General features: G+C 66.6%; 7 protein-coding genes. 5 read left to right on the top strand and 2 right to left on the bottom strand.

The features are described from left to right. Positions 1-29: 29 nt before the first annotated feature. The 4 genes from BDD21_RS06280 (at position 30) to BDD21_RS06265 (ending at position 6144) form a co-directional block, all read left to right on the top strand. On the top strand, positions 30-1937 hold the full coding sequence (locus BDD21_RS06280; protein ID WP_147431001.1) for an ATP-binding protein: 1908 nt from the start codon (positions 30-32) through the stop codon (positions 1935-1937). Beyond that, positions 1934-2419, top strand: a complete 486-nt coding sequence (locus BDD21_RS06275; RefSeq protein WP_120796422.1) for a response regulator — start codon at positions 1934-1936, stop codon at positions 2417-2419. Before BDD21_RS06280 ends, BDD21_RS06275 begins: the two co-directional genes overlap by 4 nt. A 413-nt stretch (positions 2420-2832) precedes the next feature. Then, the gene (gene rpoH, locus BDD21_RS06270; protein ID WP_120796421.1) at positions 2833-3672 is read left to right on the top strand and encodes an RNA polymerase sigma factor RpoH; all 840 of its coding nucleotides are present in this window, start codon (positions 2833-2835) and stop codon (positions 3670-3672) included. Between the two features lie 348 nt (positions 3673-4020). Continuing rightward, a complete protein-coding gene (locus tag BDD21_RS06265; RefSeq protein WP_120796420.1) occupies positions 4021-6144 on the top strand; it encodes a YgiQ family radical SAM protein in 2124 nt (707 codons plus the stop codon). On the opposite strand, the gene BDD21_RS06260 is transcribed toward BDD21_RS06265, so the two are convergent. After that, positions 6135-7454, bottom strand: a complete 1320-nt coding sequence (locus BDD21_RS06260; RefSeq protein ID WP_120796419.1) for a BPSS1780 family membrane protein — start codon at positions 7452-7454, stop codon at positions 6135-6137. The genes BDD21_RS06265 and BDD21_RS06260 overlap by 10 nt on opposite strands. Positions 7455-7748: 294 nt before the next feature. Continuing rightward, positions 7749-9710, bottom strand: coding sequence for an SEC-C domain-containing protein (locus BDD21_RS06255; RefSeq protein WP_120796418.1), 1962 nt, complete (start codon positions 9708-9710; stop codon positions 7749-7751). Positions 9711-10024: 314 nt separating this feature from the next. Here BDD21_RS06255 and BDD21_RS06250 point away from each other — a divergent pair, with 314 nt between their 5' ends. Then, complete coding sequence (locus BDD21_RS06250; protein ID WP_120796417.1) at positions 10025-15004, top strand: nSTAND1 domain-containing NTPase; 4980 nt, start codon at positions 10025-10027, stop codon at positions 15002-15004. Positions 15005-15073 lie beyond the last annotated feature (69 nt).

Below are 15073 nucleotides of genomic sequence, written 5' to 3'. Positions count from 1 at the left end.
ATCGCCTCTCTCCCCTGTGGGTTTTGATCGTGGCACCCGAGCCCTTGGCCGGTTCGGTCGAGGAGGAGGTCGCGCGCGGGGTGGCCGACATCGCGGAGGTGGCCAGGATCGCCGATGTCGTGGAGGCTTGCGCCTTGGTGGCAGCGCATCCCGAGCGGGTCGTACCTCTCGTCCTCATGGCGGCTTCGACCGCGCAGCCCGAGTCAGTCGACACGCGCATCGCGACCCTGGACGAGCAGGCGGTCCTGCGCCGGGCGAGCGTCCTCCTCCTGACCGACCGAGTGCTTCACGATGATCTGTCGCTCTCGGTCGACCGCGACCGGCTGCATGCCGTGATGACCTGCCCGTGGTCGCCCGGCATCCTCGCCTGGCACGCGCGGGCTCAAACGGTGCGCTGGCTGAGCACGCACCGACCGACCGATCCGCGCACCCGGGCGCTCGTGGCGGTCGACGGACGCCCGGTTGCGCAGCCCGAGAGCGATCTGCTGCGACTGCTCGAGCTAGATACGCACGAGGTGGCCACCCAACTGCTCGCCGGGGTCGAGCGCGTTCTGGGTCCGCGCCCGCGTTTGCTCCTGCCGGCCGGGACACGCCTGATCCACGAGGGCGTCGATGTGGACGCCGTCCTGGTCGTGCTGCGCGGCAGGGTCGCGCTCGACCACGCCTCGCCGACCGGGGATCTGCGGCTCCACCACGACTCGACCGGGTCCGTTGTCGGCCTGCTGTCGCTGGCCCAACAGCAGCGCGCCTTCTTCACGGCGCGTGCGACGACCGAGGTCGAGGTCGTGCATCTCTCCTTCGAGCAGCTCGATCGCGCGCTGGCTGTGGATGCCTCTCTCGGTGCGGCGATGGCGGCGGTCTCCATCCGCGCCCTCGCCAAACGGCTGCGTCGCGCCGATCAGCTCCAGGTCGAGAAGACCCAGCTCAATCATGTCCTGGAGCGTGAGCGGCAACAGCTCTCCGAGGCGCTGCACCTGCTCGAGCAGGCCCGTTTGGATCTGGTCGAGCAGGCGCGCTACGCCACCCTCGGCGAGATGGCGACCGGGATCGCCCATGAGCTCAACAATCCGGTCGCGGCCATGCTGCGCGCGACGACTTATGTCGGCGAGGACCTGGAGCGTGTGCTCGCGAGCCATCCGCAAGGCCGCCTTGCGAGCGAGATCTTCGCGGCCGAGCGCGACCGTGCGCCGCGCAGCACGCGCGAGGAGCGCGCGGCGCGTCGACATCTCGAAGCGGCCCTCGGCGATATCGGCCTGGCCCAGCGTCTGTTCGATGCCGGAATCGAGGACCCCGACCGGGCGCGTGCGCTCGCAGCCGATCCCCCGAGCCTCGATCTGGCCGAAGCGGTCGCCGGCATCGGCTCGGCGGTGCGCAACCTCGAGGTGGCGTCCCGACGGATGTGCGAGCTGGTGACGAGCCTGCGCGCCTACGCCCGTCCCAAGGGCGAGCCGGTCGCCGGGGTCGATCTGCATGCCGGTCTCGAAGACACGCTGCGTCTCGTGGCGCACCGGCTGCGCGATGTCGAGATCGAGCGCCGCTACGGCGATCTGCCGCCGATTCGCTGCCATCCCGGCGAGCTCGAGCAGCTTTGGACCAACCTCCTGGCCAACGCCCGCGACGCGCTCGGGGACGGCCCCGACGGCGGCGGGCGCATCGCTTTGATCACGGATGCGCCCGACGCGCGGCATGTGCGTGTGCAGATTCGCGATAACGGGCGCGGGATCGATCCGCAGGTCCTGCCGCGGGTCTTCGAGCCGCGCTTTACCACCAAACAGGGTGCCGTGCGCTACGGGCTTGGGCTCGGCCTCGCCATCGCGCGGCGGATCGTGGATGCTCATGGCGGCACAATCGAGCTGAGCTCGCGCCCCGGCTGCACACGGGTGACTATAACGCTGCCGGTGGCCGGCCCGCCGGACGACGAGGACATCGAGACATGAAGCTGGCACTGTTGATTCTGGAGGACGAGCGCCCGGTCCGCGAGGCGCTCAGGCGCGACCTTGCGTTGTTCGCGCGTCATGTGCGCATTGAGGAGGCCGAGGACGTGCCGACCGCGTTGGAGGTCATCGATGAGATCGACGCGGCAGGCGATCGGCTCGCGCTCGTGATGGCCGATCACCGCTTGCCCGGAATCAGCGGTGTCGACTTTTTGATCGGCCTCGCGGCCGACGATCGCACCGCAGCCGCACGCAAGGTCCTGGTGACGGGCCAGGCCGATCAGGACGACACCATCCGCGCCATCAACGAGGCCGGACTCGACCGCTACGTCGCCAAACCCTGGCAGGCGGATGCCTTGTGCGACATGATCCGGGACCAACTCACCGAGTTTGTCGTTGCTGCCGGTGTGGATCCATTGCCTCATCTCGCCGTCTTGGACGCCGAGCGTGCACTTGCGATCGTGCGGGAGCGCGGAGATCTGTGAGCGGGAGTCTTGCCGGATGCGGAGGCTTGCACGGCTCCGGACCTGGAGCGTTCAGGTCTCACGGACCGTCTTTTGAAGCGATAGGGCGTCTACGCCTTGAACAGGTTCGCGATATTAAATCCCATGATTGTTCAGGGTGAAATGTGCCCTCAAGGCGTCTCCGTGAAATTTTGTTAATTTCGCATTCTATTGATTCTAAGATATAAATATCATCATCAGCGCTGACGATGAAGATCATCGGAACATACGATCTTGATTTTGAACGTGTCTGTCTTGCCGAATTTGCGAACCTCTCCTAGAGTCTGGTGAACTTTTGTCGCGGTCTGACCTCCAAAACCCCGCCGAAAGTGCTGGCAAAATCCCGAGCGTACTGCTAGGATATTTTCCAAGGTAACTAACTCAGGTATTGGATCATGGCCAAAGACTTCGCTCTCATGCCGACGGGTACCATCGACTCATACATCAGCGGCGCCTACCAGATTCCGGTCCTGACTCCGGAAGAAGAGAAATCGCTCGCCATTGCGCTGCGCGACCATGGCGACATGGACGCGGCGAAGCGGCTCGTCACCTCCCATCTGCGTTTCGTGATCCGCATCGCGCGGGGTTATCTCGGTTACGGACTGCCGCTTCCGGATTTGATCCAGGAAGGCACCGTGGGTTTGATGAAGGCGGTTCGCCGGTTCGAGCCGGACATGGGGGTGCGTCTCGTCTCCTTCGCCGTGCACTGGATCCGGGCTGAGATCCACGAGTACATCCTGCGGAACTGGCGTATCGTGAAGGTCGCGACGACCAAGGCCCAGCGGAAGCTCTTCTTTAACCTGCGCAGCGCGAAGAAGCGGCTGGGCTGGTTCACGAAGGACGAGGTCGAGGCCGTTGCCGCCGATCTGGGCGTGAAGCCAGAGACCGTCCTGCAGATGGAATCTCGGTTGGCCAATCAGGATCTGTCGTTCGACGGTTTGGAAGACGACGATGACGACTCGCCCTCCGCGCCCTCGACATATCTACCCGACATGCGGATGGAGCCCGCCAAGCTGCTTGAGCGCCAGGACACCGAGCGCGACCAGCACCATCGTCTCTACTCCGCGCTCAAGGGACTGGACGAGCGCAGCAAGACGATCCTGCGCGAGCGTTGGTTGTCGGAAAAGAAGCAAACACTTCATGAGCTTGCCGAGCAGTTCGGTGTGTCCGCAGAGCGCATTCGCCAGATCGAGAAGAATGCGATGAAGAAACTGAGGCTCCAGCTCGAGGTGTAAGATGGTCCGCAAGCCGAGGTCGCAGCGTGCTCCGGCGAGCGCGTCCTCGGCCCCGTGACCCGAAGACGGTCTGCCGACCGCTTCTGGCCCCGTGCATACCCGATCCAAGGCGGTGGTCACCCCAACGGTGTCCGCCGCTTTTTTGTTTGGCCCTTAAACCGCACCCAGCGCGGCATGCGATGTTTTTGGATGGGATCGACCTCGGCAGACTTGACGGCCGCTGGAGTCGGCGCGGTTTAAGAAATTGAAAAATATATTATTTTAAACCGCGTTCCCGCTAATGGCTGTGGATGCACCAAACGTCGAAGTCACTCGAAAATCAGCATCTCGCTCTGGACGCGGTTCAATATGATGAAAGCACCCGACATCTTCTCCCACCGCAAGCATTGGGCTCACAAGCTGGGGACCGCCCCCGAGCTGCCCATGTCGCGCGCAGAGATGGATCTGCTCGGCTGGGACAGCTGCGACATCGTCATCTTGACGGGGGATGCCTATGTCGATCATCCCTCGTTCGGGATGGCGATCATCGGTCGGCTGCTCGAGGCGCAGGGCTTTCGTGTCGGCATCATCGCCCAGCCGGACTGGACCTCGGTCGAGGACTTCCGACGCCTCGGACAGCCGAACCTCTTCTTCGGCATCACCGCCGGGAACATGGACTCGATGGTGAACCGCTACACCTCCGATCGGCGTCTGCGCTCGGACGATGCCTACACGCCGGACGGTGCCGCGGGTCGCCGCCCCGATCGATCGGTGACCGTTTATGCCCAACGTGCGCGCGAGGCATTCAAGGGCGTGCCCATCGTGATCGGGGGGATCGAGGCGAGCCTGCGTCGTATCGCCCACTACGACCATTGGTCCGAGCAGGTCCGTCGCTCCGTCCTGGTGGATGCGAAGGCCGATCTCCTGATCTACGGCAACGCCGAACGCGCACTGGTCGAGCTGGCGCATCGCCTGGCGCGCGGCGAGCCGATCGAGCAGATCCGCGACCTGCGCGGGACCGCCTTCATGACCCGCGGCCGCCCGGAGGACTGGGCGGAGATCGATTCGAGCGGGCTCGATCGGCCGGGCCGAGTGGATCCGCATCCGGATCCCTACGCGGTTGCCGCGAAGGAGGCCGACGCGAGCGACTCCCCCTCGACCCCCGATGGGGCGCAGGTCCTCCGGTTTCAGCCGCGCCCGCAACGCACGGATCGCGCCCGCACGGTGGTGCGCCTGCCCTCGTTCGCGCAGGTCCGCGATGACCCTGTGCTCTACGCCCATGCCTCCCGGGTCTTCCATCTGGAGACCAATCCGGGGAACGCGCGTGCGATGGTCCAGGCCCACGGCGATCGCGATGTCTGGCTTAATCCGCCGCCGATCCCGCTCACCACGGCCGAGCTCGACCGGGTCTACGAGCTGCCCTACAGCCGCCGCCCCCATTCGAGCTACGGCGAGGCGCGCATCCCGGCCTGGGAGATGATCCGATTCTCGGTCAACATCATGCGCGGGTGCTTCGGCGGCTGTACCTTTTGCTCGATCACCGAGCATGAGGGCCGCATCATCCAGAGCCGCTCGGAGGAGTCCATCCTGCGCGAGCTCGAGGAGATCCGCGACCGCACCCCGGGCTTCACGGGCACCATCTCCGATCTCGGCGGACCGACCGCCAACATGTACCGGCTCGCCTGCAAGGATCCGCGCATCGAGTCGTCCTGCCGACGTCCGTCCTGTGTCTACCCCGACGTCTGCCCGAACCTCAACACCGATCACGCCCCGTTGATCCGGCTCTATCGCCGTGCACGGGCCATCCCCGGCATCAAGCGCGTCCTGATTGCCTCCGGATTGCGCTACGACCTGGCGGTGCGCTCGCCCGAGTACATCCGCGAGCTGGTGACGCACCATGTCGGCGGTTATCTCAAGATCGCACCCGAGCATACCGAGGCCGGACCGCTCAGCAAGATGATGAAACCCGGCATCGGGACCTACGACCGCTTCAAGGAGTTGTTCGACCGGTACTCGCGCGAGGCGGGTAAGGAGCAGTATCTCATTCCCTATTTCATCGCCGCCCACCCGGGCACCAGCGACGAAGATATGCTCAATCTGGCGCTCTGGCTCAAGCGCAACGGTTTCCGACCCGACCAGGTCCAAGGTTTTCTGCCGACACCGATGGCGACCGCCTCGGCCATGTATTACTCGGGTCGCAATCCGCTGAAAAAGGTCACGCGTGATTCGGAGCGGGTCCCCGTGGTGCGCAAACAGCGCCAGCGGCGTCTGCACAAGGCCTTCCTGCGCTACCACGATCCGGAGAATTGGCCGCTGCTGCGCGAGGCACTGAAGGAAATGGGCCGTTCCGATCTGATCGGAAACGGCAAGCGTCACCTGGTGCCGTCCTTTCAACCCGCCGGCACGGGTCTGTCGCCGGAAGGGCGCCGCAGCGCCGGTCGCCCCGGTCGCCCGGCCGTGCGAAATCGCCGACCGGCAAAGACTCAACCGTAAAAGATATCCCGATAGGCGGTATAGATGGCGATGGTCAGGACGGGCACGACAACCAGCAGCCCGAGCATGAGGGGCAGGGAACCGAGGATCACCAGCGCCATCGCGACCAGCCCGTAGATCAGGAAGGGCAGGATGTTTTTCAGGCAGCCGGAGAAGCTCAGCCCGAACGCCTTGAGCACCGGGACCTGATCGAGTGCCACCAGGCTCGGGGCGAAGAACATGGCCATCGCGAGCGGGATGCCGAGCAGCATCGCCACGAGCACCGGAAGGAGGATCATCGGGTTCGCGAAGACGATGCCGATGTCGTTCGGGTCCATCGTCGACAGATCCATCGTGCTTCCCATGGACGCGAATACCGCGGCGAACAGCAGCCCCGCGACGATCACGATGCCGAACGCCAGCAGCAGATAGACGAGACCGACCAAGGCGAGCGGCCCCGGACTCTGCGACACACCCGCAAAGAGGTGACTGATCTCGAAGCGACCCTCCCGAGACTGACGGTGCGCGCCGATCACGAGTCCCGCGCTCAGCATCGGCGTGAGGATGGTCACGACCAAACCGCCGACGAGGGGCACGATGCTGATCAGAATCAGGATGATGTAAAACAGGACCACCGCACCGATCCAGGCCCCCGGCTGTGCCTTGAACAGCTGCCACGCCTCGGTGATCCACAGCCAACCGTGTCCGACGGGCCGCGATTGAGGTGCCTGCAGCGCGTCGTCCTCAGGCTCGGCGCGAGGCGGTGTCAAATCGGCGCGCGGCGGGGCATAGGGGTTGTCGACCCGGTTTGGCGGGCGCGTTGGACGCATCCCGTGGTTGGCAAGGTAGCGCTCCACGACCACTCCGCAGGCCTGACAGATGCCGGTGAGCTCCGAAACGGCGTCGGCGCCGCATTTCGGGCAGCGTGTCGGACCGCCGTCGGCGCTGGTGTCGGGGGTGTTGCCGGCTTGTCGGCCGTCCCCTTGCCGTCCCTCGCCGGGCCGAGCCGATGCTTCGGGGCCGTTGGGCCGCGGTGCCGGCTGCGCGACGACCCCGCCCGTTCGGCTGCCCGCGGGCGCCGGTGCGGCGTTTGAGGTGGATTCCGGCTCGAGGGTCACCTTCAGTCCGATGGTGCTCAGCGCGTCCCGATAACGCTGCGCCTCCCCGCTCGTCAAGCTGTGCTTCAAGACTCGGCCGGGTCCGCCGAGAATCAGATCCCGCGCGGTGTCTTCCTGAAGTTTAAACTTTGCCGCCAGCCGCGGCACCACGTCCTGCAATGCATGGCCGGGCATAAGCTCGCCGGCGTAGAGGATCCGATAGCGTCCTTCCATCGCGGTTCTCCTGAGAAAGGCAGTGATACGGGAGCGACTCGGTCAAGCGATGTCCAACAGACCGCCGACGACCAAGAGGCGGGGTCCGCCCAACGGGCTCGTCTAAACCGCGTCCAGAGCGAGGTCCTAAACTTTACGAGTGAGCTCGACGTTTGGTGCATCTACGGCCCTTCACGGGGACGCGGTTTAAAACGATCTATCTTTTAATCCCTTAAACCGCGCCAGCTCCAGCGGTAGTCAAGTCTGCCGGGGCCGATCCCATCCAACAGCATCGCATACCCTGCCGGGCGCGGTTTAAGCGGTCAGGCGTCTCAGCCAGGCGAGGATGCCCGGTTCCGCCGCCCAGACGTCGCGCATCGCCTCGCGGTACATCCAGGCTTGGTCGTCGCCGCCGGGAAGGGTGTCGGGCGGGGCGAACCGAGGACGTTTGATGCGTTTACGGGTCAGATAATGCGGGATTCTCGGCAAGCGGTTGACGGCGGTCGTCAGCACCAGGCGTGCCCTGTCCTGCCGCCCGAGGCGGTAGAGTGCCAGCACCTCCCCGTAGGCGAGATCCGCCAGTCCATCGTTCGGAAAGCGCCGGGCCAGCGCCAGTGCGAGTTCGTCCTGGCCGTCGCGCAGATAGTGATTCATCAGCTCCGCGCGCACGCCGTGATTGTCCCGAGGGTTGAGTCGCAGCAGGGTCTCGAGCGTTCGTGCCGCACCGTTCGGCTCGTCTTCGTCGATCTGGCAGAGATACTGTCTGAAGAGTAGCCGCAACGCCGGGCGATTGGGGGGCGCAGACCAAGGAATATGTTGGGGAGCGTCCTCGGGCAGCACCTGATCCAGAATGCTCCGCGCGCGCTCGAGGAGCGGACGCAACAGGAGATGGGAGATCCACGGCAATGCGCTCTCGGGATGCAGGTAGAGGGCGGTCGCGAGATCGTCGAGCACCTCCAGACTGTCGGCGAGTGCCGGGTTCGCCTGCAGGTGATCGAGCCAGTCGGGGGTCGACCAGAGATCGACGTCCTCGTCGGGAACGAGCCGGGTGGAATCGGGTTTTGCCCGGGGAAAGACCGATTTCCAGTCGGTTTCGAGCTGGCGCAGTGCCGCCGGGGGGCGTAGCCGTACCGGGTTGGGGCCGTATCGCGAGAGGCCGAGGTCCCCGTCGTCGTCGTCGCCGTCCGGCACCGGGGCATCGAGGTCGTCGAACAACGCGAGCTGTCCCGGCAGCCACCCGGGCGCATGGACGTTCAGCGGCTCCAAGCGGTAAACGGGCAACGGACGTGCCTGAATCAGGGTGACCACGTCGTGAAGATCGAGCAGGACCGGATCCAGTGCATCCGAGTGGCTGTCCACGAGCGCTTGTTGCGGATCCTCGACGGCCTGGTTGAGAAAATCCAAGACGCCGGGATGGGTGAACCCGATCTGACGGAATCGGAACAGCCAGAAGCGGGCGCGCTCGCGGGCGATCCAGTCCTTGTGCTGGGCTGCAAGGAGCGTGATCTCGAGGATCGCCGTGCCGGGATTGTCCGGGTCGCTGCGCAACGCGGCCGTGAAGGCGGCATCGGCCTCGGGGAAATCGCCGTCGTCGATCGCCATGGTGCAGCGCCGCTGCCAGGCGGCGGCTTGCAAGGGGCGGCTGCCCTCGGAGCAGATTCGGGCGAGGAACGTCTCCTTCTTGCGCCGATGACCGAGGCGATCGTAGGCATCGCACAGGATGTCGATCGACGGCTCGAATTCACCGTCGAGATCCTCGAGCGATCCCGCAAACAGGGGTTCCAGGAGCGCGGCCGCGCGCTTCGGGCGATCCTCCGCGAGCCAGCGATCGGCGATGCGGGCAAGCAGGGGCTCGGGAACCGCATGCAGGTCGAGTGCCTCGCGCAGCCCGTGCTCGGGCAGCTCGTCGAGCAGGATCTCCCAGACCAGGTCGCTCGAGAGCTCGGGCACCTCGTCGATGGCGCCGCAGCACTCGCCGTAAGGGCTTCCCGAGCCGCAGGAGCAGGGTTCTTCGGGAGGATGAGGGGTCATCAGTCGCGTCTGGAAGGCGCAGGTCGGCTGCGGGGTCGCGTTCCAGATCGCGGTGCCGAGGAGATTGGCGAGGCGTCGACGCTCGACCTCGTCGAACTCGGTCCCGGACAACCCGAGCATCTCCGGGAGATGCGCGCGCGCCCAGTCGAGGAAGCTGTCCGGATCCGGTGCAAGCAGGATCTGTCGCACTGAACGCTGAATCACCTCTTCGAAGCGTTCGGTATCGGCCATGTCGTGGTCCAGCATCGCGATCTCCTCCGTCGGATGGAGGCAGTGTGGGGATGCGCCCGCCGCGGCTGAATCGGTCTCGCGGCGGATCCTGCATCATCCGATTGTAAACCCTCTCGGGTCGGCTGTGTCGATGACCTGAAACAGTTGAAGCTAAACCGCGCCCGGGACGATATGCGATGTGTTTGGATGGGATCGGCCCCGGCAGGCGTGACGACCGTTGGAGTCGGCGCGGTTTAGGTTGAATTGACACGCGGCGGTCACCCATCCCGGTTCCGAAAAACCCGTCTGCCCCGAGTATAGTTGCGGTATGTCCGTCCCCGATCATCCCTATGACTGAGCACAAGGTCAGAATCTTCGTCTCCTCGCCGTCCGATCTGGAGCATGAGCGTGCCCTGGTGAAGGATGTCATCGAGGCGTTGGCCCAAGAGTATCTCCCCTATTTCAGCCTCCAAGCCGTGCTATGGGAAGAGGAGGCCCTGACGGCCGCGCAGAGTTTTCAGGCCGGACTCCTGCGACCTTCCGAATGCGAGATCGTGCTTGTCATGCTCTGGACCCGGCTCGGTACGCCGCTTGCCGAGGACCCCTACGAGGGCATGACGGGGACCGAGTGGGAGTTCGTCGATGCGGTGCGGGAGTCTGCCCGCACGGGCACACCCGAGGTCTTGGTCTATAAAAAGACCGCGCCGCGCATGGTGGACGTCAACAATGCGGAGGCGACCCGCGAGGCGCTCGCCGACCGGCATCGACTCGAAGAGTTCTTCCGCACCCACTTCTTCAACCCGGACGGCAGCTTCAGCCGCGCCTTCAGACAGTTCGGCAACGACCGCAGCTTCCGCGAGCTGCTCGAAACGCAACTGCGCAAGCTCCTGAACCGACGCATCAGTGCGGAGCGGCGCCTGGCCTCCGATGCAGCCGACTGGCGCGGGAGCCCCTTCCGTGCCGGTACACCCTTCGAGCTGGCCGACGACCGCGTCTTTACGGGTCGCGAGATCGAGACGCGCGAGCTGGTCGCCCGCCTCGAGGTGCTGCAGGGTCCGGGGTGCGGCCTGCTCCTGTTGAGCGGTCCGAGCGGGGTGGGCAAAAGCTCCCTGATCCGCGCCGGGCTGCTGCCGCGTCTGGTTCGGCCCTTTCTCTTCCCGGGCATTGCCGGGTGCCGCTGGGGTTTTGTGGATCTGGAGGATCGCGACCCGATCGATGCCCTGGCCGTCACCCTCGCCGCGCCCGGTCTGTTGGGGCCGGCGCTGGACGGCTTCGGGCTCGATGTCGCGCGCCTGACGCGATTGCTGGTGAGCGAGCCGGAGGTCGCCGCCGATCAGCTTCTGGCCGCGCTCGCGCAGTTGGCCGATGATCCGGCGAGCAGAAGCAACGACGCGAACGGGCGTTTACAGCTCGCGGTCATCGTCGACCCGCTCGATCGTCTGTTCACGGAGGCGATGCGGTCGGAGCCTCGCACTCGCGCCTTCGTCAAGGCATTGGCCCTGCTCGCCGCCCGAGACGGCGTCTGGGTGATCTCCTCGCTGCGCAGCGACTACCTGCGCCACCTCAGGGAGATGCCCGAGCTCGCGTCGCTCCTGGACGAGCAGAGCTGGTTTCGCCTGGAGCCGCCGCCCGCGGCGCGGATCAGGCAGGTGATCGAGATCCCGGCACGGGTGGCCGGGATCGAGTACGAGGGCATGGCCGGCGGCGGACGCGGTCTGGTCGAGGCGCTGGAGTCGGAGGCGAGCCTGCTCGAGCACTGGCCGGCCGTGCTCGAGCCTGCCCTGGACGAGCTCTACCGCCGCGCGCGCGACGGCTCCGGCGATGCGGAATCCAATCGAAATCGGCCCCTGACCCTTGCCGATTATCGCCAGGTCGGCGGACTTTCCGGCTCATTGCTGGGCCGTGCTGACGCCCTTTGGGAGGCGTTGGATCCCGAGGTTCGAGATGCGCTCCCGGTGCTCTGCCGCGGTCTGATCGCACTCGAGGGCGGAGGCGCGTCGGGGCTTGGTGCACGCCGCGGGGATCTTCGCACCCTGAGCTGTCAGCCGGCGGTCGCCAGGCTCGTCGAGTCGCTGATCGAGGCTCGCCTGTTGGTCGCCGAGGGCGTGGCCGATCCTTCGACCCGGCTCGGCTGCTCGCAGGAGGCCCCGCGTCTCATGGACGATCTGCGGCGCATCATGATCCAGACCGGCGAGGAATGGCGCGAGCGGCTGCGCAGCCGGCGCGATACCGCAGGGCGCAATGAGTCGGTGCCGTCGGACGGCGATTTCGAGGTCGCCTCCGATCCCGCCATCGTGGCCTCGGCCATCGATCGCGACGCGGACCCCGACGCCGTGTCGGTCCTGCACTGGGAGGATTACCGTGCGCTCGCGACCTTCATCCATCCGGCCCTGTTCGAGCGGTGGTCGCCGATCCACGACTGGGTCGGGGACCCGAGCAACCGACGCGATCTCATCCTGCGCTATCAGATCTCCCGCCAGGCGCGCCTGTGGAGGCGCACCGATTGCAATCGCGAGTATCTGCTCGGAGAGGCCGGCTATGCCGCGGCGCGGCGCTTCGCCGATGCCTACGGCGAGGAGCTCGAACCCTTGGAGCAGGAGCTTCTCGAGCACTCGCATCAACACCTGGTGCTGCAGCGACGGCGCAATCGGTGGGCCCGTGTCCTCGGTCTGACCTTGGCCACACTCCTGGTGCTCGCCACGGGAGCGGCCTTCTGGGCTTGGGACGCCTCGCGCGAGGCCACCTTGAACCTGCAGCGCAGCCTGCTCAAAGCGGCCGATCTCGCCGTACGACAGGGCAACACCCCGGAGGCGGTGCGACTCGCCCTCAACGCCGGTCCCTATCTGCCCGAAGCGGCGACCGAAACCTTGAGTCGCGCCTTTACCACGAACCGTATGATCGCGATGGTCCAGTCCGAGGCAATGGCGGGCGACCAACCGCTGCCTCCGGCGTTTCGAGAAGACGGCGAGCGCTTGGTCACTCAATCGCGGGGCGAAGGTGCGCAGCTTTGGGCACTGCGCGGGCAGAGCTACCAGCCCGAGGCGCGTCTATCCGGTCCGGAGATCCCGATCCATTCGGTGCGCTTCGTCGGCAGCGGCGAGGCGCAGACCATCCTGGGGATCGGCGAGGACGGGGTTTGGCGGCTCCCGGCCGAGCCGGGGCAGCCGCCGGACTGGAGCTGCGGCGCGCGCCCGGACAGCCCGATCGCGCTGGACCGGGACGGCCGTTTTCTCGCACTCTCCCACGGTGCGCCGCAGGATCGCTATGCCGTCTGTCTTCTGGACCTGAGCCGCCCGGGTGCGCCGCTCTGGGACGAGCCCGTGCACGCGAGCGAGGTGCGCAGCATCGCCTTCGCGCCGGATGGGGAGCTGCTCGTCACCGCCTCGCGCGACGGCTCCGCGCGCGTGCTCCAAACCGGTACGGGAACCGAACGGGTGGTTCTGCCGAGTAGCGGCTCGCTCGGCCGGCCGGCCAACGATGCCCGGTTCGACCCCGCCGGTCTGCGGATCGCCGTGGCCTCCGCCGACGAGCGGATCCGTGTCTACGACCTCGACGGCGGCGAGCTTGCCGAACTCGGCATCATCGAACGCGACGGCCGACGCATTCGTATCCACAAGTCCGCGGTGCGCGAGGCGGTGTTCTCGCCCGGCGGACAGTATTTGATTGCCGGCGACGATGCCGGGCAGGTGGTGCGTTGGGATCTCGAGAGCCGCCACGCCGAGGTCCTCGGGCATCACGGACTGAGCGTGGAGCACGTGCGGGTCTCGCCGGGCATGGACGACGAGGATCGCGAGCCTCTTGTCCTGAGCGCCTCGCTCGACAAGACCGCGCGGCTCTGGGGCTTGCTCTCCGGCAGGGAGGTCGCGGTCTTCAGTCATGACGCCGCGGTGACGGATGCACGCTTCAGTGCCGACGGCCGCCGAGTCCTGACGTACTCGGATCCGGACGGCTCGGCCCGGCTCTGGTCGGTCAAGCCGACCGAGACGCTGGCCTTTCATCTCCCCAGCGCGGATCACGTCTGGCATCTGGCGATGGCCGAGACACCTGCATCCCCGAGCCCCGCATCGCCCGATGCCGGAGCGCATGATTCCGGGACGACGGAATCGGAATCGGGGGCGGGCTCGGGCTCGGTCATGCTGGCCACCGCGGCCTTCGACGGACGGGTCGAGGTCTGGCAGTACGATCGGCGCGACGATGCGCCTCCGCCGGTGCGCATCTGGACCCTGGCGGGGCATCAGGGGCGGGTCCGGCGGGTCGCCTTCTCGCCCTCGGCTGACCGGCTTGCGAGTGCGGGTCACGACGGCACCGCCCGGGTTTGGGATCTGAACACCGGCGGTGGGTGCCGCCTCGTGGCCGCCACCGACGGTGCGCCCTGCAGCCCTGATGGCGGGCGCGCCTGTCCGAACGTCCATCAGGTCCTGTTCGCCCCCGACGGGCGCTGGCTTCTGACCACATCGAGCGATCTCGCCGAGCCGGTCCGCTTCTGGAATCCGCAGACCTGCGCCCCGCTGGAGGCTGCACCCGGCTGGGGCGATGGCGGAAGCGGGGTTCAGGCCGCGGCGGTCTCCTCGGGTGTGGACGGAACGACGCTGGTCGCAACCGGCGACGACGGCGGCGGGGTCCAGGTCATGCGGATGGAGAGCACCGGCGGCTGGGTGCCGGTGTGCTCCGCTCAATGGCACACGAACACCGTCACCGACGCGGCCTTCTCCCCGGATGGTCGGTGGCTGGCGACCTCCAGCGAGGACGGCAGTGCCGCCCTCGTGGCACTGAACCACGAGGGTTGCGCGTCCCCCCGCTATCTGGAGCCCCAAGCCGGCATCCTCTACAGCGTCGCGTTCGCGCCGGACAGTCAGGCACTCGTTACCGCGTCATTGGACGCGAAGGCACAGGTGTGGGCCCTGGACGGCTCCCGGCTCGCGGATCTCGTCGGGCACAAGGATCGGATCTACACCGCCAGGTTCAGCCCCGACGGACGTTGGATCCTGACCGCCTCGCGTGACGGTGCGGTGCGCATTTGGATGCGTCCCACGCGTCCGAGCGTGTTGCCGGAGGAGTCCTTTCTTACACTCGATGGCGCCCTCGGCGGGGTTGCCTACGCAGACTTCAGCCCCGACGGCCATTCCATCGGCGCCGCCTACTGGGAGAACGCTACCCTGCTCTGGCGTCTCTGGACCGAAGAGACCGCGCCGGACCGCCGCCTCGAGGCGATTTGGGGCCGGGACCGCGCGCGCCTTGCCCTGATCCGCGAGGCCGCGCGCTTCAAGGCGGAGAACCGGCTCGACCGGCGCGAGCGCGATATCTCGGATGCGGCGCCGCAGGTCGAGTAGTTTCGCCGCCTGCCGCCTGCCGCCTGCCGCCTGCCGCCTGCCTCGCCGTCGCTTTCGTTGTCGTTGTCG

The organism is Thiocapsa rosea, from assembly GCF_003634315.1.
GTDB classification, from domain to species: Bacteria; Pseudomonadota; Gammaproteobacteria; order Chromatiales; family Chromatiaceae; genus Thiocapsa; species Thiocapsa rosea.
The sequence above is the reverse complement of the archived record's forward strand: the minus strand, read 5'-3'. Positions and strand labels throughout refer to the sequence as shown.

Excerpts from the sequence above, each read along its gene's own strand:
- BDD21_RS06255 (WP_120796418.1), bottom strand. The coding sequence starts at position 9,710 with ATGCTGGACCACGACATGGCCGATACCGAACGCTTCGAAGAGGTGATT.
- BDD21_RS06260 (WP_120796419.1), bottom strand. The coding sequence starts at position 7,454 with ATGGAAGGACGCTATCGGATCCTCTACGCCGGCGAGCTTATGCCCGGC.
- BDD21_RS06275 (WP_120796422.1), top strand. The coding sequence starts at position 1,934 with ATGAAGCTGGCACTGTTGATTCTGGAGGACGAGCGCCCGGTCCGCGAG.
- rpoH (WP_120796421.1), top strand. The coding sequence starts at position 2,833 with ATGGCCAAAGACTTCGCTCTCATGCCGACGGGTACCATCGACTCATAC.
- BDD21_RS06265 (WP_120796420.1), top strand. The coding sequence starts at position 4,021 with ATGATGAAAGCACCCGACATCTTCTCCCACCGCAAGCATTGGGCTCAC.
- BDD21_RS06250 (WP_120796417.1), top strand. The coding sequence starts at position 10,025 with ATGACTGAGCACAAGGTCAGAATCTTCGTCTCCTCGCCGTCCGATCTG.